Annotated in this window: 16 protein-coding genes; 10 read left to right on the top strand and 6 right to left on the bottom strand. The window is 63.3% G+C overall.

What is annotated here, in order from left to right:
* The first annotated feature begins 63 nt into the window (after positions 1–63).
* From ACFFP0_RS16180 to ACFFP0_RS16160, 5 genes are all read left to right on the top strand, one after another.
* The gene (locus tag ACFFP0_RS16180) at positions 64–1335 is read left to right on the top strand and encodes a 3-phosphoshikimate 1-carboxyvinyltransferase (protein ID WP_377262642.1); all 1272 of its coding nucleotides are present in this window, start codon (positions 64–66) and stop codon (positions 1333–1335) included.
* Positions 1336–1378: 43 nt separating this feature from the next.
* Positions 1379–3301 carry a DUF2207 domain-containing protein gene (locus tag ACFFP0_RS16175; protein ID WP_377262639.1) on the top strand — a complete coding sequence of 641 codons (1923 nt, stop codon included), beginning with the start codon at positions 1379–1381 and terminating at the stop codon, positions 3299–3301.
* Positions 3302–3399: 98 nt separating this feature from the next.
* A complete protein-coding gene (glyS, locus tag ACFFP0_RS16170; protein WP_377262636.1) occupies positions 3400–5703 on the top strand; it encodes a glycine--tRNA ligase subunit beta in 2304 nt (767 codons plus the stop codon).
* Between the two features lie 201 nt (positions 5704–5904).
* The gene (locus ACFFP0_RS16165; RefSeq protein WP_377262633.1) at positions 5905–6072 is read left to right on the top strand and encodes a type II toxin-antitoxin system RelE/ParE family toxin; all 168 of its coding nucleotides are present in this window, start codon (positions 5905–5907) and stop codon (positions 6070–6072) included.
* A 1-nt stretch (position 6073) separates the two neighbouring features.
* On the top strand, positions 6074–6388 hold the full coding sequence (locus tag ACFFP0_RS16160) for a helix-turn-helix domain-containing transcriptional regulator (RefSeq protein WP_377262630.1): 315 nt from the start codon (positions 6074–6076) through the stop codon (positions 6386–6388).
* A 68-nt stretch (positions 6389–6456) separates the two neighbouring features.
* On the opposite strand, the gene ACFFP0_RS16155 is transcribed toward ACFFP0_RS16160, so the two are convergent.
* The 3 genes from ACFFP0_RS16155 to purD form a co-directional block, all read right to left on the bottom strand.
* A complete protein-coding gene (locus ACFFP0_RS16155; RefSeq protein WP_377262627.1) occupies positions 6457–8295 on the bottom strand; it encodes a methyl-accepting chemotaxis protein in 1839 nt (612 codons plus the stop codon).
* Between the two features lie 275 nt (positions 8296–8570).
* Positions 8571–9086, bottom strand: a complete 516-nt coding sequence (locus ACFFP0_RS16150; RefSeq protein WP_377262624.1) for a plant virulence effector HPE1-like domain-containing protein — start codon at positions 9084–9086, stop codon at positions 8571–8573.
* 103 nt (positions 9087–9189) lie between these two features.
* Complete coding sequence (gene purD, locus ACFFP0_RS16145) at positions 9190–10461, bottom strand: phosphoribosylamine--glycine ligase (RefSeq protein WP_377262621.1); 1272 nt, start codon at positions 10459–10461, stop codon at positions 9190–9192.
* Positions 10462–11177: 716 nt separating this feature from the next.
* On the opposite strand from purD, the gene ACFFP0_RS16140 reads away from it, so the two are divergent.
* The 4 genes from ACFFP0_RS16140 (at position 11178) to ubiA (ending at position 16981) form a co-directional block, all read left to right on the top strand.
* Positions 11178–13487: a Tex family protein gene (locus tag ACFFP0_RS16140; RefSeq protein ID WP_377262618.1), complete on the top strand. Its 2310-nt coding sequence runs from the start codon at positions 11178–11180 to the stop codon at positions 13485–13487.
* Positions 13488–13660: 173 nt separating this feature from the next.
* A complete protein-coding gene (locus ACFFP0_RS16135; RefSeq protein ID WP_377262615.1) occupies positions 13661–14914 on the top strand; it encodes a cyclopropane fatty acid synthase in 1254 nt (417 codons plus the stop codon).
* A gap of 106 nt (positions 14915–15020) precedes the next feature.
* Positions 15021–15821: a MipA/OmpV family protein gene (locus ACFFP0_RS16130; protein WP_377262933.1), complete on the top strand. Its 801-nt coding sequence runs from the start codon at positions 15021–15023 to the stop codon at positions 15819–15821.
* A gap of 209 nt (positions 15822–16030) precedes the next feature.
* Positions 16031–16981 (top strand): 4-hydroxybenzoate octaprenyltransferase, encoded by a 951-nt coding sequence (gene ubiA, locus ACFFP0_RS16125; RefSeq protein WP_377262612.1) that lies wholly within the window; start codon positions 16031–16033, stop codon positions 16979–16981.
* Between the two features lie 89 nt (positions 16982–17070).
* Here ubiA and ACFFP0_RS16120 read toward each other — a convergent pair whose 3' ends face one another.
* Positions 17071–17637 carry a DUF6101 family protein gene (locus ACFFP0_RS16120; protein ID WP_377262609.1) on the bottom strand — a complete coding sequence of 189 codons (567 nt, stop codon included), beginning with the start codon at positions 17635–17637 and terminating at the stop codon, positions 17071–17073.
* 289 nt (positions 17638–17926) lie between these two features.
* On the opposite strand from ACFFP0_RS16120, the gene ACFFP0_RS16115 reads away from it, so the two are divergent.
* Positions 17927–20515 (top strand): DUF1217 domain-containing protein, encoded by a 2589-nt coding sequence (locus ACFFP0_RS16115; protein ID WP_377262606.1) that lies wholly within the window; start codon positions 17927–17929, stop codon positions 20513–20515.
* A gap of 103 nt (positions 20516–20618) precedes the next feature.
* On the opposite strand, the gene ACFFP0_RS16110 is transcribed toward ACFFP0_RS16115, so the two are convergent.
* Positions 20619–21014 carry a winged helix-turn-helix domain-containing protein gene (locus ACFFP0_RS16110; protein ID WP_377262603.1) on the bottom strand — a complete coding sequence of 132 codons (396 nt, stop codon included), beginning with the start codon at positions 21012–21014 and terminating at the stop codon, positions 20619–20621.
* A complete protein-coding gene (locus ACFFP0_RS16105; RefSeq protein ID WP_377262600.1) occupies positions 21011–22444 on the bottom strand; it encodes an FAD-binding oxidoreductase in 1434 nt (477 codons plus the stop codon). Before ACFFP0_RS16105 ends, ACFFP0_RS16110 begins: the two co-directional genes overlap by 4 nt.
* Positions 22445–22456: the final 12 nt, after the last annotated feature.

Raw genomic sequence — 22456 nt, 5'->3', positions numbered from 1 at the left:
ATAGCGCGGCTTCTGGCGTTCCTCCGGTTCGCAAGGCTGCAAAAGGCGGAAGAGACGATCATCATGGGCAGAGCCAAACTCACCATCCTGCCTCCGGGCAAGCCCCTTTCCGGACGCGCCGTGCCGCCCGGCTCGAAGTCGATCACCAACCGTGCGCTGCTGCTTGCGGGCCTCGCCAGGGGCGCGAGCCGGCTGACCGGCGCATTGAGGAGCGACGATACGCGCTACATGGCGGAGGCGCTCCGGGCCATGGGCGTCAAGGTGGAGGAACCCGATCCGACGACCTTCGTCGTCACGGGCACGGGCAGGCTTCTGCCGCCGTCGGGACCGCTCTTTCTCGGCAATGCCGGCACGGCGACGCGCTTCCTCACGGCGGCCGTCGCTTCCGTCGACGGAACAGTCGTGGTGGACGGCGACGAGCACATGCGCAAGCGGCCGATCGGGCCGTTGGTCGCCGCCCTGAAGTCGCTGGGCCTCGATGTCGAGGCGCCGACCGGATGCCCGCCGGTCACCGTGCGCGGCAATGGCCATTTTGCCTCCGGCCGGGTCGAAATCGACGCCGGCCTGTCAAGCCAGTATGTGTCCGCGCTGCTGATGGCGGCGCCGCTTGCGCCGCAAGGCGCCAATGCGCCGGTGACCGTGGCGTTGGCGGGGGCCGAGATCGGTGCCCGCGGTTATGTGGACCTGACGCTCGCAGCCATGCAGGCCTTCGGCGCCAAGGTCGAGCAGGTCGATGCCGCGACCTGGAAGGTCGAGCCGACCGGCTACGAGGCCGCCGATTTCGTCATCGAGCCGGATGCGTCCGCCGCGACTTACCTCTGGGCGGCGGAGGTTCTGACCGGCGGCGCGATCGACCTCGGCGTGCCGAACGAGGCCTTCACCCAGCCGGACGCCAAGGCCTATGACGTCATCTCGAAATTTCCGCATCTGCCGGCGGAGATCGACGGCTCCCAGATGCAGGATGCCGTGCCGACGCTTGCCGTGCTGGCGGCCTTCAACGAAACGCCGGTGCGCTTCACCGGGATCGCCAACCTGCGGGTCAAGGAATGCGACCGCGTGCGGGCGCTGTCGCTCGGCCTCAACGCCATCCGCGAAGGTCTCGCCACGGAAGAGGGGGACGATCTCATCGTGGCGTCCGATCCTTCGCTCGCGGGTCAGACGCTGCCGGCCGCGATCAACACCTTTGCGGACCACCGTATCGCCATGAGCTTTGCTCTGGCGGGGCTGAAGATCCACGGCATCACCATTCTCGATCCGGATTGCGTCGCCAAGACCTTCCCGGATTACTGGGATGTCCTGGCGTCGCTCGGGGTTTCCTACACGGATATCGAATAGACGGGACAACAAGGCTCGGCCGGGAAGCCGGGGGAGGGATGTCGTGATGCGGTGGTTCTCCGGTCTCTGCCTGGCGCTTCTCCTGTCCCTGGCGGGCGTCTTGCCCGCTGCGGCGGAGGAATATATCCGCTCCTACCGTTCCGACATCCAGGTGGCGCAGGACGGCGACCTGACGGTTTCCGAAACGATCACCGTCAATGCCGAGGGCCGTAACATCCGGCGCGGGATTTTCCGTGATTTCCCGCTGACGATGGTGGATGCGAAGGGCAGGACGGTTCGCGTGGGCTTCGATGTCCTGTCCGTCACCCGGGACGGACAGGAGGAGCCTTACCGGACGGAGACGGTCACGGGCGGCATCCGCATCTATGCCGGCTCCGAAGACGTGCTCCTGCGCAATGGCGAGCACACCTATGTCTTCACCTACAGGACCGACCGCCAGATCCGTTATTTCGACGACCATGACGAACTCTACTGGAACGTCACGGGCAACGGCTGGCTGTTCCGCATTGCCGAGGCTTCCGCGCGGGTGGCGCTTCCGCGCGGCCAGGTGACCCGGACCGCCGCCTATACGGGGCCGATCGGCTCCACCGCCCGCAATGCCCGCATGCAGGAAAATGGCGGCGAGGCGGTCTTCGCCACGACGAGGCCGCTTGGCGAGCAGGAGGGGCTGACCGTCGTCGTCGGCTTTCCGAAAGGAGTTGTCGCGCCGCCTTCCGCCGATCAGCAGCGCGGCTGGTGGCTCCGCGACAACCTCAACCTCTTCCTGGGTTTCGGCGGCCTCCTTCTCGTCGTCGCCTATTATGTCGTCTTCTGGAACCGCGTCGGGCGCGACCCCGCCGGCGGCGTCGTCGTGCCGCGCTGGAACGCCCCTGACGGGATCTCTCCCGCGCTCGTCAACTATATCGACAACAAGGGTTTTTCGGGCGGCGGCTGGACCGCCTTCTCCGCAAGCGCGCTCGATCTCGCCGTGAAGGGCTTCGTCACGCTGGAGGATCTCAAGGAGAAGATCGTCATCCGGCGGACGGAAAAGGCCGCGCCCCGGGACCTGCCGATCGGCCAGGCATCCATTCTCGCGTCGGTGGGAGGGGCGGGCCGCAGTTTCGTGATCGACGAAGCGCACGGCGCCACCGTGCAATCCGTCGGGGCAGGCTTCCGGCAGGCGATCGAGAAGGAGCATCGCGGCAAATATTACAAGGCCAATACGGGCTATACCGTCGGCGGTATCGTGCTGAGCGTTCTGGTGCTCCTCGCCCTGATCGTGTTCGGCAACCTGGAGCCGGATTTTGTCGTCACGCTGGTGGTTCCCGCCTTCGTGAGCGTTTTCTTCGGCGCGTTTGCGGTGAACCTCGGCAAGGGGTTGCGCCGCGGCGGCTCTCTTGTGTCGAAGATCGTCTCGATCCTCATTTTCGGCTTCATAGGCTTCGTCGCCCTTTCGGTCGGTTCCGGCCTCGTGGTTGCGCTCGCTTCCGAACTGACGGGCAGCGATCACTGGCCGGTTCTGGTGGCGGTGGGGGGCATCGTCCTTGCCAATGTCATTTTCTTTTTCCTGATGGGAGCGCCGACGCCGCTCGGCCGCAAGCTGATGGACGGCATCGAGGGCCTGCGCACCTATCTGACGCTTGCCGAAAAGGACCGGATGAACATGGCGGGCGCCCCCACCATGTCGCCGCAGCATTTCGAGACGCTTCTGCCCTATGCGGTGGCGCTCGGGGTGGAAAAGCCATGGAGCCGCGCCTTCGAGGCCTGGCTCGCCACGGCCGTCGGTGCGGCGGCTGCCGCCTACGCGCCGGGCTGGTACAGCGGCAACTATGCCAGCTTCGGCGACCGCATCGGCGGTTTTTCCTCTTCGATGGCTTCCACCATCGCCTCGACCATCCCCGAGCCGAAATCCTCTTCGTCCTCCTCCGGCTTCTCGGGCGGCTCCTCCGGCGGCGGGGGAGGGGGCGGAGGTGGCGGCGGGTGGTAGCACTTTCGCCAATCCGACTGATGACTTTTCGCGGCGGGCTTGCTAGAGCCTCGGCAATTGCCCATTTCCCGTGAAATTCACACAAAAGTTGAACACTGATGCCCGACCTGCTTCTCGAACTCCGCTCGGAGGAAATTCCCGCCCGCATGCAGCGCAAGGCTGCGGGGGACCTGAAAAAGCTCGTCACCGACGCTCTGGTGGAAGCGGGTTTGACCTATGAAGGCGCGCGCGAATACTGGACGCCGCGTCGCCTGACGCTGGATGTCCGCGGCCTGACTGCCCGTTCCGCCGACCAGCGCGAGGAGCGCAAGGGGCCGCGCACCGATGCGCCGGAAAAGGCGATCGAGGGTTTTCTGCGCGGCGCCGGCCTGTCGTCCGTGTCCGAAGCCCAGGTCGTCAGCGATCCGAAGAAGGGCGATTTCTACGTCGCGGTCATCTCCAGGCCGGGCCGCCCGGCGGAAGAGATCATCGCCGATGTCATGCCGGGCATCGTCCGCAATTTCCCCTGGCCGAAATCCATGCGCTGGGGCGCTGCTTCCATGCCGAAGGGCATGCGTTATGCCGGCATCGAGGGCAAGGGGCCGGAGAGCCTGCGCTGGGTGCGCCCGCTGCAGTCGATCGTCTGCGTCTTCGGGCCGGAACACGACGAAACCCAGGTCATTCCCTTTGAAGTGGACGGGTTGACGGCTGGCAACATCACCTACGGCCACCGCTTTCATGCACCGGCAGCGATCACGGTGCGCCGCTTCGAGGATTATGCCGCAAGCCTGGAAAAGGCGAAGGTGATGCTGGACGCCGAACGCCGCAAGGACGTGATCCTGCACGACGCGCGCGATCTCGCCTTCGCCAACGGTCTCGAACTGGTCGAGGACGAAGGCCTGCTGGAAGAGGTTTCCGGCCTCGTCGAGTGGCCGCATGTGCTGATGGGCGAGTTCGAGCAGGAATATCTCGAAATCCCGTCCGAGATCATCCGCCTCACCATCAAGACGAACCAGAAGTGTTTCGTCACGCGCCCGCAGGGCGGCGAGAGCCTCTCGAACCGCTTCGTCCTGATCTCGAACATCGAGGCGAAGGACGGCGGCAAGGAAATCGTCCACGGCAACGGCAAGGTCGTGCGCGCGCGCCTTTCGGACGCCAAGCATTTCTGGACCCGCGACCAGGGCGACATGCCCGATCTCGATACGCTGGTGGAGTCTGCGGAAAAGTTCGGCCTCGACCTGAAGAAACCGCTCGACCAGCGCATGGCCAAGCTCGATGCGCTGAACGTCACCTTCCATGCCAGGCTCGGCACCCAAGGGGAGCGTGTCGCCCGTATCCGCGATCTCGCCGCGCAACTGGCTCCGATCATCGGCGCCGACCCGGCTCTGGTCGATCGCGCCGCCGTGCTCGCCAAGGCGGACCTGCGCACCGAAGCGGTCGGCGAATTCCCGGAACTGCAGGGCCTGATGGGCCGCAAATACGCGGCCTTGCAGGGCGAGAACCCGTCCGTGGCCGCCGCCGTCGAAGACCATTACAAGCCGCAGGGCCCGTCCGACCGCGTGCCGGACGACAGGGTGGCGATCGCGGTCGCGCTGGCCGACAAGCTCGATACGCTCGTCGGCTTCTGGGCGATCGACGAAAAGCCGACAGGCTCCAAGGACCCGTTCGCGCTCCGCCGCGCCGCACTGGGTGTCGTGCGCATCCTCCTGGAGCGGAAGGTGCGGCTGCCGCTGTTGCAGGTCCTGAATGGTGGGCTCGAAATTGTTGAGGACCACGTGCGCGATCCGGAGGCAGATAAGGATTTCGAAGCGGCCCGTCGTCTTGATGCTGCAGGCGATTCCGAAGCCCTTGAGCGTGTGGTGGAACGCACGTATTTGAAAAGGCTGGATTTATCCGCAGTCGTGACCGACCTCCTTTCCTTCTTCCACGACCGCCTGAAAGTCTACCTGCGCGACATGGGCGCGCGGCACGACATCATCGACGCGGTCCTGACGCCGGACGCCGACGACCTGCTGCTGGTCGCCCGCCGCGCCGAGGCGCTGACGGCCTTCATCACCTCGGAAGACGGAAAGAACCTGCTCGCCGGCACTCGGCGCGCCGTGCAGCTTCTCTCCGCCGAGGAGAAGAAGGGCACGGTCGTCGCCGATGGCGTTGCGGACGGGCTTTTGAGGCTGGATGCGGAAAAGGCGCTCTGGGCGGCGATCCGGACCGCCTCGAAGGAGGCGGCGGACGCCATCGCCGGGGAAGACTTCCGCTCGGCCATGGAGGCCCTGTCGAAGCTCCGAGCGCCGGTGGACCGGTTCTTCGAGGACGTGCTGGTCAATGACGAGGATGCCGCGATCCGTGCCAACCGCCTCGCCTTGTTGAAGGCGATCCGCGAGGCGACCGGCACGGTTGCGGATTTCTCGAAGATTTCAGGCTGATTTTTGCAAACCAATTTGATAGATGATAACGTATATGTGACCATCTGTCATGAAGACCATCGAATATCTGGACCGGAATGGATCGAGCCCGTTCGGGCGATGGTTTGACCATATCGAGTCTCGCGCTGCTTCGAAGGTGACGATCGCTTTGGCCCGCATCGGGCAGGGCAATTTCTCGAACGTTAAACCGTTGGTTCGGGAGTGTTGGAGTATCGGATCGATTACGGACCAGGCTATCGGGTTTATCTTGGCCGCGATGGCGATCAGTTGGTCATCTTGCTGTTAGGCGCCACGAAACAACGCCAGCAGAACGATATCGAGACGGCGAAAGCCCATTGGCAGGATTATAAATCCAGGAAAGGAGGCTGACATGGCATTGACGCGGGAATTCAAGGAGACGGTCAAGGCCCGCCTGGATCAGGACCCGACGTTTCGAGCAGCCTTGTTGTCCGATGCGGTCGAGCTTCTTCTCGAAGGCGATGTGGAAACCGGCAAGAGCGTATTGCGCGACTTCATCAATGCGACGATCGGCTTTGAGGCGCTGGCTCAGAAGGTGGGCATGCCCGCTAAAAGCGTGATGCGCATGTTCGGGCCGAAGGGCAATCCGCGGGCTGGCAATCTTTTCAACGTTATCCGGCAGTTGCAGGAAAGCTCCGGCATCCACCTTGCCGTGGCCGCGGCCTGATTGATCGATAAAACAAAACCGCCGGGCCAAAGCCCGGCGGTCCCTCGTCCCCACCCCTGAAGGTTGGTTCAGCCTGCCCTGCGCATTTTCTGCGCGACGCGGTGAAGTCCGCTGGCACCGGCGTCGCCGCCGCCGATGCGGAAGCTGCGGATCAGGCCGAGAAGCTCGTCCGTGTCGGCGGCGAGCGCTTCCGCCGAGGCCGTGGTTTCCTCGGCCATGGCTGCATTGTGCTGGGTCGCCGCGTCGAGCTGGTTCAGCGAAGACGAGATCGAGCGCAATGTCGTATCCTGCTCGGATGCGGAATGGGCGATCTTGCCGACGATTTCGCTCGCCGCCTTGACCTGGCTGGAGATGCGCTTCAGCGCCTCGCCCGCCTCGCCCACCAGGCGGACGCCGTTCTGCACCTGGCCGGACGAACGGGAGATCTGGTCCTTGATCTCCTTGGCGGCAGCGGCGGAGCGCTGGGCCAGTTCGCGCACTTCCTGGGCGACGACCGCGAACCCCTTGCCGGATTCGCCGGCGCGGGCGGCCTCGACGCCGGCATTCAGCGCCAGAAGGTTGGTCTGGAAGGCGATGTCGTCGATGACGCCGATGATCTTCGAGATCTCTTCCGACGAATGCTCGATGCCGCCCATGGCGTCGATCGCCTGGGCGACGATCTGGTCGGAGCGGTTGGCTTCGGTGCTGACCGAGGTCACGCGCTGCGCGGCCTCATGGGCGCCTTCGGCCGTCTGGCGGACGGCGACGGCGAGTTCGTCGAGTGCCGCCGAGGTTTCCTCAAGGTTCGCAGCCTGCCGCTCCGTGCGCTGCGAAAGCTCGTTGGAGGCGCGGCGAATCTCTTCCTTCGATCCTCCGATGTCGATACCCTTCGCATTGACCTTGGCCATGGCCGCCTCGAGCTGGCCGAGCGCTTCGTTGAAATTGTGGCGCAATGCCTCGTAGCGGGGGCCGAGATCGTCGCAGCGGACGGTGAGGTCGCCGGTGGCGAGCGCTTCCAGCGCCTCGCCGATGGTGGAGACGACACGAGCCTGGAGCTGCGCCTCCTGCTGCTGCATGTCGAGGTTCTGCTGGCGCTCGCGATCGAGTTCCTGCTTCTGCTTTTCCTCCCGCTCGACCATCGCGTGGCGCTCGCGCACCTTTTCCTGCAATTCCTGGGTGGCCTTGGCCATCATGCCCACTTCGTTCGCCATGTCCGTATGGGGAACCTTGATGGTGACGTTCTCGTCGGCGACGGCCTGCAGCGCCGCATGGACCGCGTCGAGCGGACGGGTGATGTTGCGGATCACGAAGAAGGCCAGGGCCATCGCAATGCCGACGGCGACGAGGCCCGCGATGACGACTTCCGCGATCGCCCCGTTGATCTTCGCTTCGAGGTCGTCGATGTAGACGCCGGTTGCGACGATGACCTGCCACGGCTCGAATGCCTTGGAATAGACCGCCTTCTGATAAACCTGATCGGCAGACTTGCCGGGCTTTTCCCAATAATAGAGAGTGATCCCGCCGCCGGCGCGGCCCTTGGCCACCATTTCCTCCCGGAAGAGGTTGCCCATCTTGTCAGGCTGCCCCTTCTGGTTCACGCCGACCAGCTTCGAGTTGTAGTGGAACTGCGTGACGGTATCGTAGTTCAGCCCGAAGACGTAGCCGGCGGGCTCGAACTTGATGCCTGCAACGGTCGCATAGGCCTGTTTCTGCGCCTCTTCATGGGTCAGCTTGCCGGCCTTTTCCTGTTCGTAATAGGCCTGCAGGATGGATGTCGCGGACTCCACCTGGGTGCGGAGCATGTCGTAGCGCTCGCCATAGATCGACGCGATGGACGCCCGAACCTGATAATAGGTCACGGCTCCGAACGCGATTATGATCGCCGCTATCAGCAATAAAAGCTGGTGGGATATTTTCAGGTTCTTCATGTTCCACTCTCTGGCGGCCGTGATCTCCCGGTGGAGCCGGCAAAACGGTGTTGATTAGGGGGAGAGGGCGCGTCCTGCGCCATGACCGTGCTCCATGCACGCCTCGCACAGCAGAGTGATGTCGAATATTTGAATAAAAATTTAATTATAGAGGACTTGACACTTCGCAATGACAATAAATTAGTCAGATAGTGTCTTTGCGTGCAAGGTCTTCGCGCGAATCGCGAAATGGCAATCTGGAAGACATCTTTAGGATGGTGAATATCTCGGGTCGCTTATTCAGCGAATGTCAGCCGCAGCTCGAACTGACCGGTTGCGGCCGGAGACGGCGCGGCCGATATCTCGGTTGATTCTGCTTTTTCCTTGAGCGGGTCGACGGCGCTGGTGGTGGCGTCGAGGTCGACGCCGTCACGCGAATCCCCGATCGTGGCTATTCCGGTTTCCGTCGAGCCGTCCGCCGCCGGGTGCAGATCCGCGATCGCGCTGTCGGGGGCCATCCATTCCGGCACCTTGCTGATATGGATGACGGGCGAGCCCCCGAACCAGGCTTCGGTGCGCGCCAGCTTCTTTTCGCCGTTGATGTCGACGATCTCCACCTTCTGCTTGCCGCTGGCCAGCTCGGGCACCTTGTAGGTGGCCTGGTTCACTTTCGGCTTTGCCGCCGGGCAGCCTTCGCAGCGTTTTTCGACAATGCTGGTGCCGGCGGCATGCGAACCGTTGATCGCCGTGATGGAAGATGCGAAGGCCGCACCGCTTGCAAACACGAGAACCGTAGTCAGAACGAGACGCATAACCGGAATCCTTGCCTCAGGTCCGGAAAAAATAGCGTCGCTTCGTTTCGATCCCGTCAGGAGAACCGGTAAATTTTGAATGAATTCGGCGACCGCCCCGGCGTCAGTTCCGTTCGCGCTCGATCGCCCGCCAGCCGATGTCGCGGCGGCAGAAGCCGTTGTCCCATGCCACCTTGTCGACCAGGGCATAGGCGTGCGCCTTCGCCTCCGCGACCGTTTCGCCGGTCGCGGTGACGTTGAGCACCCGGCCGCCGGTCGCCACGAGCGCGCCGTCCCTCAATGCCGTGCCGGCATGGAAGATCTTCTCGCCGCCCGCCGTTTCCGGCAGGTTCGCGATCGGGGTGCCTTTCTCGTATGAGCCGGGATAACCCTTCGAAGCCATCACCACGGTCAGCGCCACGCCGTCGCTCCATTCGGCCGAAACCCGGTCGAGCGTCCCGGTTGCGGCGGCGTGGAGCAGATCGAGCAGGTCGCTTTTCAGCCGCATCATCAGCACCTGGCATTCCGGATCGCCGAAGCGGACATTGTATTCGATGAGTTCCGGCCCTTTTTCCGTGATCATGAGGCCGGCGAAGAAGACGCCGGTGAAGGGATGGCCGCTTTCCGCCATGCCGCGGATGGTGGGCTCGATGATCTCCCTCATGGTGCGGGAAACCATGTCCGGCGTCATCACCGGGGCCGGCGAATAGGCGCCCATGCCGCCCGTGTTGGGGCCCGTGTCGCCATCGCCCACCCGCTTGTGGTCCTGGGCGGTGGCGAGCGCCAGCGCGGTCCTGCCGTCGGAGAGGCAGAAGAAGCTCGCCTCCTCGCCATCGAGATAGGCTTCCACCACCACTTCCGCGCCGGCGGCGCCGAAAGCGCCGTCGAAACAGTCGTCGATCGCAGCCAGGGCCTCTTCCAGCGTCATCGCCACGGTGACGCCCTTGCCCGCCGCAAGCCCGTCCGCCTTGACGACGATCGGTGCGCCTTGTTCCCGCACGTAGGCCTTGGCGTCGGCCGCGTTGGAAAAGCGGCGATAGGCGCCGGTCGGTATGTCGTAGCGGGCACAGAGGTCCTTGGTGAATCCCTTCGATCCTTCGAGCTGCGCGGCGGCGGCGGAAGGCCCGAAGACCGGGATGCCCTTGCCCCGCAAGACGTCGGCGATACCCGCGACAAGCGGGGCTTCCGGCCCGACCACCACGAGGTCGATCGCCTTGTCGAGGCAGAAGGTGGCGACTGCCGGGTGATCGTCGATTTCGAGCGGGACGAGCTCCGCATGCTCGGCGATGCCGGGATTGCCGGGTGCGGCATAAAAGCGGCTGAGCTTTGGCGACTGGGCGATTTTCCAGGCGAGTGCGTGCTCGCGTCCACCCGAACCGATCAAGAGAACCTTCATGCCTCGCCCTCGTCTGCGCCTGGAGAAGTCTGTCCCTGGGCGGTTAAGGGGAGGGGAAGGAAAGGTCAAGGGTTTCAAGGCTCCAAAAAGGCCCCTGCAACGGTCCCCCTCGTCCCTGGCGGATGTGCCGCGCCTGGACGAGAGGACCATTCCGATACGAAGAAGCCGGAGCCCGGCCCGAGAGTATCCTGCGTTCAGGTGGAATCGCCTGAGCACAGATAAGATGCTCTGGATTCAAAGGATTAGAGCGCCCTTCGTGCGCCCGTTCGGGCGAACGGCGCCCTAGAGCTCGCTGCGCCGGACGTGTTCATTCCGCCGGATCTTGAGTGTTTCTTGAAATATTACCTTGTTTCTATAAGATAAGAATGGGACAGGATCGTTTCTTATGCGTGCATCTTCCAGTTTATTTTCGAGATAGCATATGATGGATTCCAGCTCTTCGTTTGTAACCGTCGTGTCGAATGCCAGTGCCCTGGCAGAGTTACTAGGCATACATACCTCCTTGCTGTCCGCATCATGCGGAGCGCAAAATATAGTCTACAATGCCCAGGGTGGAGAGTGCGGCGCTTATTTTCCACAGAGCTGAGGTTACCAATTTCCGAAGACGTCTCTTTCTGGTGCATTCCCCGCGGCAAATTGTGGACCTGCCGCTGCCTGTGTTGCCTTGCCATAAACTTCCACTATGGTCGCGCCTCCGATTTCTGGAGAGGACGTTCATGGCAGCCGATATCCGATTCCTTGCCGCCGCGATTGCTGCGGAGATCAATGCCCGGCCGGAACAGGCCGCAGCCGCGATCGGGCTGATCGACGAGGGCGCGACGGTGCCGTTCATCGCGCGTTACCGCAAGGAAGTCACCGGCGGGCTGGACGATACGCAGCTCCGCACCCTTTCCGAGCGGCTCGTCTACCTGCGTGAGCTCGAGGCCAGGCGTGCCTCGATCGTCGAATCGATCACCGGCCAGGGCAAGATGACCGACGAGCTTGCCGCCAGGATCGGCAGGGCCGCCACCAAGGCGGAACTGGAAGACCTTTATCTGCCCTACAAGCCGAAGCGCCGCACGCGCGCCGAAATCGCCCGCGAACGCGGCCTGGGCCCGCTGGCCGACGCGATATGGGCCGACCGCGCCGCCGACCCGGCAAGGCTGGCGGAGCCCTATGTCACGGGCGAGGTGACGGATGTGAAGACCGCGCTGGATGGCGCCCGCGATATCGTCGCCGAGACGATTTCCGAAAACGCCGACCTGCTTGGCAAGCTCCGCCAGCACATGCGCGACGGTGCGGTGCTGAAGGCGAAAGTGGTCGACGGCAAGCAGGAGCAGGGTGCCAAGTTCGCCGACTATTTCGAACATTCGGAGCGCTGGTCGAACGCGCCCGGCCACCGGGCGCTCGCCATGCTGCGCGGCTGGAACGAGGAAGTGCTGACGCTGACGATCGAGGTCGACGCCGATGATCCTTCGCCGGTGAAGCCGGCCCAGCGGACTATCGCGGCCGCCTTCGATATCCGCTCCAACGGGTCTCAGGGAGGCGCCGCCGACCGCTGGCTGATGGATGTCGCCGGCTGGACCTGGCGGGTGAAGCTTTCGGTGTCCTTGTCGCTCGACCTGATGCGCGAGCTTCGCGAACGGGCGGAGGAGGAGGCTATCCATGTCTTCGCCCGCAACCTCAAGGACCTGCTGCTCGCAGCCCCGGCCGGCTCGCGCGCCACGATGGGCCTCGATCCGGGCATCCGCACCGGCGTCAAGGTCGCGGTGGTGGACGGCACCGGCAAGCTGCTGGAGACCACGACCGTTTATCCGTTCCCGCCGAAGAACGATATCCGCGGAACCCAGGCGGAACTCGCCGCGCTGATCCGCCGGCACAATGTCGAGCTGATCGCCATCGGCAACGGCACCGGCAGCCGCGAGACGGAAAAGCTGGTCGCCGACATGCTGGCGAACCTGCCGGCGCCGAAACCCACCAAGGTCATCGTCTCGGAAGCCGGCGCATCGGTCTATTCCGCATCCGAAACGGCCGCCGCCGAGTTTCCGAACCTCGACGTCTCGCTGCGCGGCGCCGTCTCCATCGCCCGCCGCCTGCAGGACCCGCTGGCCGAGCTCGTGAAGATCGAGCCGAAGTCGATCGGCGTCGGCCAGTACCAGCACGATGTCGACCAGACGAAATTGTCGCGCTCGCTCGACGCGGTGGTGGAAGACGCGGTGAACGCCGTCGGTGTCGATCTCAACACGGCGTCTGCGCCGCTGCTTGCACGCGTCTCCGGTCTCAGCCGGTCGATCGCCGAATCGATCGTCGTGCATCGGGACCAGAACGGGCCGTTCGCGAGCCGCCGGGATCTGCTGAAGGTCGCCCGTCTCGGCAACCGCACCTTCGAGCAGGCGGCCGGCTTCCTGCGCATCCCGAGCGGCAAGGAGCCGCTCGATGCCTCCGCCGTCCATCCGGAAGCCTATGGTGTCGCCAAGAAGATCGTCGCCGCCTGCGGGCGCGATCTGCGGTCGCTGATGGGCGACAGCGCCGCCCTGAAGGCGCTCGATCCGCGCAGGTTCATCGATGAGCAGTTCGGCCTGCCGACGGTGAAGGACATCATCGCCGAGCTCGAAAAGCCGGGCCGGGACCCGCGTCCGAGCTTCAAGACCGCCACATTCGCGGAAGGGGTCAACGAGATCGAGGACCTGAAACCCGGCATGATGCTGGAAGGCACCGTGACGAACGTGGCCGCATTCGGCGCTTTCGTGGATATCGGCGTGCATCAGGACGGGCTCGTGCACGTTTCCCAGCTTGCCGACCGCTTCGTCAAGGACCCGCATGAAGTGGTCAAGGCCGGCGACGTGGTGAAAGTCCGGGTTGTCGAGGTGGACGTGAAGCGCAAGCGCATCGGACTGACCATGCGCAAGGACGGTGGCGAGGCGCCACCCCCACCGCGTGGCGGGGATCGCGGCAAGCCGCTCAACCCGAAGCTGATGAAGACGGAAAAGCCGTCTTCCCAGGGCGCATTCGGCGCGGCGCTCGCAGAGGCCCTGAAGCGCAAGTAGGCTTTCCCGCTTCGCCGGGCAAAACTTCGATCCCGATGCTCCAAGCCGTCAAGCGATTTGACGGCTTGTTTTTTTGTGTCATTTTTGTGGCGCCAACGTGCTTGCATGTTGGGCGAAAAGTATTATTTCTTGGAAATTGATAAGGCAGCCTTAGTATCTATGGAGGTGAGTCTATGGCCTCGTCCCTTCACAATCTCCTCAGCAAGATCATCAAGAAAGGGTCCCTGACCGTCCGCGGTTCGGGCGGCGAACAGCATTACGGAGGTGGAGGGGGGCGAACGGTGGCCATCCGGTTCACCGACGAAGCGGCCGAGCGGGAACTCGTCGACGATCCCCAGCTCAAGCTGGGCGAGCTTTATATGGACGGCCGCCTGCGCGTCGAAGAGGGCGATATCTACGAGTTTCTCGCGCTCGTCAAGGACAACACGCTGAGCGAGGGCCTCAGCTTTGGCATGATCTGGCGAAGCCTGATCCGCATCGCGGTTTCCCAGTTCCGCAATCGCGTGCCGATCAACCACAACCGGCGGAACGTCGCCCATCACTACGACCTGAGCGAAAAACTGTTCTCGCTCTTCCTCGATGAGGATTGGCAGTATTCCTGCGCCTATTTCAATCCGCCGGGCATTTCGCTCGACGAGGCGCAGATCGCCAAGAAGCGCCATATCGTGGCGAAGCTGCTTGCCGAGCCTGGCCAGCGGGCGCTGGAAATCGGTTCGGGCTGGGGCGGCATGGCCATGTATCTCGCCGAATCCTCCGGTGTCGACGTGACCGGTATCACGTTGTCGACGGAGCAGCTGAAGATTTCGCGCGAACGCGCCGCCAAGCGCGGCCTTGCCGGCAGCGTCCGGTTCGATCTGCAGGACTATTATTACCTGCCGCCGCGCAAATACGACCGCATCGTCTCCGTCGGCATGTTCGAACATGTGGGCCGGCTGAACTATCGCAGGTTCTTCAACAAGGTGAACGACGTGCTGGCCGATGACGGCGTCATGGTGCTGCATTCGATCGGCCAGCCCTATCCGGCGATCATCAACAATCCCTGGATCGAGAAATACATCTTCCCCGGCGGGTACATCCCTTCGGTCGCGGAGGTTCTGCCGGCCATCGAAAAGGCGGGCCTTCTCGTCTCCGACATCGAAATCCTGCCGATGCACTATGCCCATACGCTGCGCCACTGGCGCGAACGCTTCATGGCGAACAAGGAAAAGGCCATCGCTCTTTATGACGAGCGTTTCGTGCGCATGTGGGAATTTTATCTCGCGGGTTCGGAAATGGCCTTCACCCACGAAGCCTTCTTCATCTTCCAGATGCAGATCGTCAAGAAGCGCACGGCCGTTCCCGACAACCGGGACTATATCTACGAGCGCGAGGCGGAGCTGAAGGCTTTCGAGCAGCAGCGCATCCCGCTCGACAGGATCGCGGTGTGACGTGACGAGGCGTGGTTAACAAACTGGCAACGGAATTCCGATAATTGACGGAAATCCTTCTGGATCTCTGTTCTGTATTGCGTTTCCGGAGTCCTTTGCCATGTCTTTGCCTGTAAGGGCCGCTTTCTTCATTTCCGCCATATCCCTGATGTTCGCCGGCGCCGCGAGCGCCCAGGAAGGCTTCTGGTCCGGCGACTGGTACCTGACGCTCGGCGGCGCCGGGTTCGTCGCGCCGAAATACGAGGGCGACAATGGCCGCAGCCTGCAGTTCTCGCCGATCATCTCGCTTGGCCGCCAGGGCAAGGAGACCCGTTTCTCATCACGCAACGACAGCGCCTCCTTCGCGCTGTTCGACCGGGACGCGGTGCGCGCCGGCATCGCCGGGAAACTCATCATGCCGCGGGACAGCGACGATTTCGACGACCTGAAGGGGCTGAAGTCGGTGAAGCTCGGGGTGGAAGCCGGCGCGTTCGTCGACATCTATCCGACCGATTGGCTGCGCACCCGCGCCGAGGTCCGCCAGGGCATCCGAAGCCATGACGGTGTCGTCGTCGATGTCTCGGCGGATGCTTTCACCGACCTGACGCCTGACCTGCGCCTCTCCGGCGGCCCTCGCGTGACCTGGGCCAGCAACGGCTACAAGGACGCCTATTACAAGGTGACGCCGGACCAGTCGGCGGCTTCCGGCCTCTCGGCCTATGATCCGGGCAGCGGCTTCCATTCCGTGGGTGTCGGCGGGGCGCTCACATGGAAGGCGATGGAAAATCTCGAACTGTCCTCGTTCGTCGAATACAAGCGCCTAGTGGGCGATGCGGCCGACAGCAGCCTGGTTCGCGAGCGCGGCGCGCGCGATCAGCTCATGCTGGGTGTTTCGGCAAGCTACAAGTTCGGTTTCACGCTGCCCTGAAGGTCCCGGGCCTTCTGCTTGACCGCCGCCTCCGGGCGCTCCGGTTCCCGATGCATGTCGCGCAAAAGCGCGTAGCGACCTTGCGGCAACGGCATGCACGAAAACAACATGCCAAAGCCCGTCGCGTGAAAAAAGATTCATACGACGGGCTTTGGAATTTACGCCAGAAATCGATTCCGATTTTCGGGCCGATGCTGTAGAAGCCAGCCATGACGAATGCCGACAATTTCAGCGGCCGCGTGGCCGATGCCCCTTCGGACAACTGGGTCTACCGTGCGCTGCCGCGGGCGGCCTGGCCCTATGCGCAGCTTGCCCGTTGGGACCGCCCGATCGGCTGGCAGCTCCTCATGTGGCCCTGTTTCTGGTCGGCGGCCCTGGCGGCCAATGCCGCCGGGAATACGGGGCGGCTTTCCCTCGGGCTGTTTCTGTTCCATCTGGTCCTGTTCTTCATCGGCGCCGTCGCGATGCGCGGCGCCGGCTGCACCTACAACGACCTTGTCGATCACGACATCGATATGGAAGTGGCCCGGACGCGCTCGCGCCCGCTGCCGTCGGGCCGGGTGTCCCGCTTCGAGGCAAAGGTGTTCCTCGGCCTGCAGGCGCTGGCCGGGCTTCTCGTGCTGCTCCAGTTCAACGGTTTTGCGATCGGGCTCGGCATCCTGTCGCTGGCCGTGGTGGCGATCTACCCCTTTGCGAAACGCTTCACCGACTGGCCGCAGTTCTTCCTGGGGCTCGCGTTTTCCTGGGGCGCCCTGATGGGCTGGGCCGGCGTGTTCGGCAGCCTGTCCTGGGCGGTGCTCTGGCTTTATCTTGCCGCCATCGCCTGGACGATCGGTTACGACACGATCTATGCGCATCAGGACAAGGAAGACGACGAGCTGGTCGGCGTGCGCTCGACGGCGCGTCTTTTCGGCGAGAACACCAAGGCGTGGCTCATCGGCCTCTACGGCTTGACGCTGCTGTTCCTGATTTTCGCCTTTGCCGCAGCCGGGGTCGGGTTCGTCGCCTATCTCGGCCTGCTTGTCGCGGCCCTCATGTTCGCCTGGCAGGTCCTGATCCTCGACATCGACAATGCCGAACAGTGCCTGAAGCTCTTCAAGTCCAATTCGCGCGTCGGCGCGATCCTCTTCCTCGGGCTCGTCCTGTCGCTTGCGCTTTGAGGCGGAACGCCGCAAAGAAGAGCCCGGCCGTGTAAGGGCCGGGCTTCCTTACTATCGCGCGTGCGGCGGGCAAAGGGACAAACAAAGCCCTAGCGGCGCGCGATAATTTCCTTGCCTTCGATCTTCATCGAAACACCCAGGCTGCCCGTCGAGCGGCGGACCAGGAAGCGCGGCCGGCGTGCAGCGAAATAGGAATGACGGCGGCGCGGCTTGGCCCCGTTGGAGCGCACGTCGCCGATATGGTTTTCCAGCGGACGGGCGATGCCGTCGGCTTCCACCATCAGCATGGGGATGCGGAAGGCATCCGACCAGTTCCGCCAGTCGGCGGCGATGTCGCAGAGGTCGTGGGCGACCAGAAGCGGGATGCAGAGATCCGGGTCCTCGTGGTGCAGTTCCAGCGTGACGGTCACTTCACCGTCGCCATGGTCGATGGCGCGGGCGGCCACGCCCTTGAAGGCGCGGGCGGGGAGGGCGAAGGAGAGCGGCAGGCCGCTTGAAGGGAGAATCTTGCGCAGCACGGCGCCGCGCTCGTCGATGGTGATGGTGACATCTCCTGATGTCTCGCGCAGCGCATAGGTGACCTGCTGCGGGAAACGAGACGGATCGAGCCTCAATGTCGACCCTGCCCAGATGGGCTTCAGAACGGTATTGGTCATCGGTATGCTACCCTTGTTTTACCTGAGAGCCGTTGCCGGTTTCTCCGCGGGACTTTTGTCCTCTGATAGCCAAAGCATAGGGCTGGCATCTTCGAGACTGCTTAAAAATCGCGGTTAAGGAAGCTTTGCCTGCCTGAATGGTTAGCGAAACCGAACCCCTTTGGGTTTCCGGAAGGTGAATCGCGGAAGTTGTGCAGGCACGGGACAGACAGTCAATGTTTGAAAAGCCACGGGCAAGGCTGTCCGGCCATGCTTGCCGCAGCATCATTCCGACTCGTGGAGCCAGTTCATGGTATCGACCTATCTCTCCTTCGATCTCGTCAACCGGGACCTCCAGAAAAGCCTGAAGCAGGTCGCCAACCAGACGGTGGTCGCAAGCGATACGAAGTACTACCAGGAAAATATCGGCAAGGTGAAAACCGTCGACGAGTTCCTCGATAACTACCGGCTCTACTCCTATGCGATGAGCGCCTACGGGCTGGACGAGATGACCTATGCCAAGGCCTTCATGAAGAAGGTCCTGGAAAGCGATCTCAGCGACGACAACAGTTTCGCGAACCGCCTGACCGACGACCGCTACAAGAATTTCGCCGCCGCATTCAATTTCGGGACATCGTCAACCGACGGCGCCGTCGCCCAGTCGGACGGCCAGATGGAAGAGCTGTTCGATACCTACGACCACACGATCGCGGCCCTGAACGACAAGACCGAAGAGGAAACCCGCTATTTCAAGGTCATGCTCGGCACCGCCGGCAATATCAGGAACGTCGACGACTTCCTGCGGAATGACCGGCTGCGCGAATACATGTTCACGGCCTATGGCATCGACACCAAGTATTACAACTACACCGCCATCCGGGGCGTGCTGACCAGCGATCCGAACGATCCGGCCAGCTATTACAATACGGCCTATGGCAACACGCTGAACCAGTATGACGCCGCCAAGACCGAAGACAGCGAACTGACGGAACGGTCGAGCCTCACCGGGAGCGTTCCCCAGCTCCAGGATTCGGTGGCGCTCGGAGAGCAGAAGAAAACCGATCTGGAAAATCAGATTGCCGCCAAGCAGGCGCAGCTCGACGGCGGCGGCGATGCCTCGGTCCTCCAGCCCGAGATCGATGCGCTTCAGACGCAGTTGACCACGACCAACACCCTGCTCCAGCAGGACCGGGACAAGCTGACGACACAACAGACTCGGCTTGACGAGCTGAACGGCCGGCTGGTCCCCATCGATCAGACGGACCAGCGCCGCGCCGAGCTTGCCAAGATCATAAACGGCGTGAAGGCCGATGCGAACTACCTGAGCCTGATGAAGGCGCTCGCGGAGGATTTCAATTTCAACGCAGATGGCACCGTGCCGGCCGGCGGCGCCGTGACCGCCGAAAAGCTGCAGGAGATCGTCGGCGGCTATTTCAACAGGCAGTCGCGCACGACCCATGCCGAAGCGATGTTCAACCAGGAATATTTCGAGCAGAAGGTCGCCACCGCGACGAACGTGACCGATCTGACCGGCGACGCCCGTGTCCTGCAATACATCAAGTCGGCCTTCGACCTCGACAAGTCCTATGTCGTGAAGTCGACGATCGAACAGATCCTGACGAGCGATCTTTCCGATCCGAACAGCTATGCCAACAGATACGCTTCCGAACGGCCGCAATATCTGGAGCTTGCGAAGGCCTTCAGCTTCGCGACCGACGGCACGGTCGCAGCCGGCGGAGCGCAGACGGCGGCTCAGGCCAACACCACCCGCAGCAACTATATGAGCCGCTGGGACGATGCGCAGGAGGAGGAGTACGACAAGGCCGTCAAATTCTACAAGATCGATATGGCCGCGATCAAGACGCTTGACGATCTGTTCAAGACGGACGCCGAAGACAGCCTGAACTTCGCCCTCACGGCGGTCGGCATCGATCCCTCGGAATATTCGGCATACAAGCTGAAGAGCGTGCTGCGGAGCGACCTCTCCGACCCGAAGAGCTACGTCTACCAGCTCAAGGACGAGCGGCTGGTGACATTTGCCAAGCTGTTCAACTTCACCAAGGATGGCGACATCACCACGCCGGTCCTCGCCCAGTCGAACGCGACGATCACCAATGTCGCCAAGGACTATATCCTGCGCAAGACCCGCTACCTTGAAGGCGACGAGCTGGACGCCGCCAAGAAGAAGGCCGAGACGGAGGCGAAATACTATACCGACACCATGCAGCGCGTCGACAGCCGCGACGAATTCCTCGCCGATCGCAAGCTGGTCGACATTCTCCTGACCTCGAAGGGGATTGATCCCTCCACGGTCACCGATGACTTCCTGAAGAAGGCCTTCACGTCGGATCTCAACGATCCGAAAAGCTTCGTCAACACCCAGAGCGACAAGCGCTTCGCCCAGATGGTCGGCACCTTCAACTTCGATTCCAAGGGCGATATCGACCGCAGCTCCGCCGGCAAGGCCCAGAACGGCGGCGAGGTCATGGCGACTGAGAGCAACTACGTAAGGCAGATGCTCGAAACCCAGGAGGGCGAGGAAAACTCGGGCGTCCGCCTGGCGCTCTATTTCCAGCGCATGGCCGACAGCATCACGGACCCCTATGTCATCCTCGGCGACGAGGCCCTGATGGAATTCTTCCGCATCGCCTACAGCCTGCCGTCCGAGATCGGCAACATGGAGGTCGACCAGCAGGCGAAACTGGTGAAGAAATACCTCAACCTCGAGGATTTGGCCGATCCGGAGAAACTCGACAAGCTGATCAAGCGCTTCACCGTCATGTACGACATCGAGAACAGCACCACGACGACCGTCTCGGCGGCGGATATCCTGAGCGGCAGCTCCTCCGGCATCAGCGCGGATACCCTTTGGGCGCTGTCCCAGATCAGGATGGGGTAGGGCAGCAAGGCGCGGTCAGGCTTCGTCGCCCTTGCCGGCGGCCTCGAAACCGGAGCGCCGTGCGTCCTTCCGGACGCGCAAAGGACGCTCTGCCCTATTGGATCTACGCATTGTCCTTTCCGAAAATCGATTCCGGTTTTCGGGCCGATGCCGTAGGGTCCGCGTTGGACGCCAGCCAGTCGAGATCGGTGTGCATGGCGTTTCGGCTCGCCTCTTCCATCCGCCGGTAGCGGGAAAGCAGCTCCCGGCCGAACTCGGTGAGGCCCGCGCCTCCGCCGCTCTTGCCGCCATGCCGGGTGGAGATCGAGGGCTGCCGGAACATCCGGTTGATCTCGTCGCCGAGCAGCCATGCGCGCCGGTAGGACATGCCGATCGCAGCCCCTGCGGCCCGGATCGAGCCGTGTTCGGCAATGAGTTCCAGAAGCTGCGCCTTGCCCGGCCCGAGGCGCACGCCGTTTTCCAGATCGATGCGGATCGTCGTCCTCAGGGGCTGGCTCATGGGATCGCCACCACCTTGCCGGGGTTCATGATGCCGGCGGGGTCGAAGGCCATCTTGATGCGGCGCATCAGGTCGATTTCGATGGGCGAACGGATATGGGCAAGCTCGTCGCGCTTCAACTGGCCGATGCCGTGTTCGGCCGATATCGATCCGCCGGCTGCAAGCACGATGCCGTGCACGATCTCGTTCATCTCCCGCCAGCGGTCGATGAAGGCCGCCTTGTCGGCCCCGACCGGCTGGGAAATGTTGTAATGGATATTGCCGTCGCCGAGATGGCCGAAGGCGCAGATCCGGGCGCCGGGAATGGCGGCGAGCACCGCCCTGTCGGCCTCGGCCATGAAGGCCGGGATTTTCGAGACGGGCACGGAGACGTCGTGCTTGATGGAACCGCCTTCCGGCTTCTGGGCGTCCGACAGGCTTTCCCGCATATGCCAGAGCGCCTTCTGCTGGGCGACGGAGGAGGCGATCGCGGCATCGCGGATGAGGCCTGCTTCAAACCCCTGTTCCAGCAGGGACTGCACCATGGTCTCCGCCGTTTCGGCGGAATCCGAGGTCGATATGTCGATCAGCGCATACCATGGATGCGGTTCGGCGAGCGGGTCGCGCACGCCCTCGATATGGCGGGTGGTGAACTCGATGCCGATGCGCGGCATCAGTTCGAACCCGGTCAGCGACGTGCCGCAGAGGTTCGAAGCCCGCTCGAACAGCGTCAGGGCGTCTTCCGGCGAGTTGAGCCCGGCCAGCGCCACCTGATGCCCCGCCGGTTGGGGAAACAATTTCAGCACGGCGCCGGTTATGATGCCGAGCGTGCCTTCCGCGCCGATGAAGAGGTCACGCAGGTCATAGCCGGTATTGTCCTTCTTGAGGCGGCGCAGGCCGTCCCAGATCTCGCCCGTCGGCAGCACCACTTCGAGCCCGAGGCAGAGCTGGCGCATGTTGCCGTAGGCGAGCACGGCGGTGCCGCCGGCATTGGTGGAGAGGTTGCCGCCGATGCGGCAGGAGCCCTCTGAGCCGAGCGACAGCGGGAACAGCCGGTCCACCGCTTCCGCCGCCTTCTGGACGTCGGCAAGGATCGCGCCGCCATCGGCCACCAGCACGTTCGCGACCGGATCGATGTCGCGGATACGGTTCATCCGTTCGAGCGATACGATCAGGTCGCTGCCGCCCGTACGCGGCGTCTGGCCGCCGACAAGGCCGGTATTGCCCGTCTGCGGCACGACCGGCGTGCCGGTTTCGCTCGCGAGCTTCAGGATCGCCGAGACCTCCCGCGTGGAGCCCGGCTTCAGCAGCATCGGCGAGGAGCCCTGATAGAGCCCGCGCCCTTCGATGAGATGCGGCGCAAGGTCCTTCGGATCGATGAGGACATGGTTCTCGCCGACGATTGCCGCGAAGCGGCCGAGAAGCTCGGGCTTCGGCCCGGAAATATCCATCGAGGTTTCCTC

Source organism: Neorhizobium puerariae, from assembly GCF_042429745.1.
In the GTDB taxonomy this organism is placed as follows: domain Bacteria; phylum Pseudomonadota; class Alphaproteobacteria; order Rhizobiales; family Rhizobiaceae; genus Neorhizobium; species Neorhizobium puerariae.
Note: the sequence above shows the minus strand (reverse complement) of the source record. Positions and strands in the feature narration are given on the sequence as shown.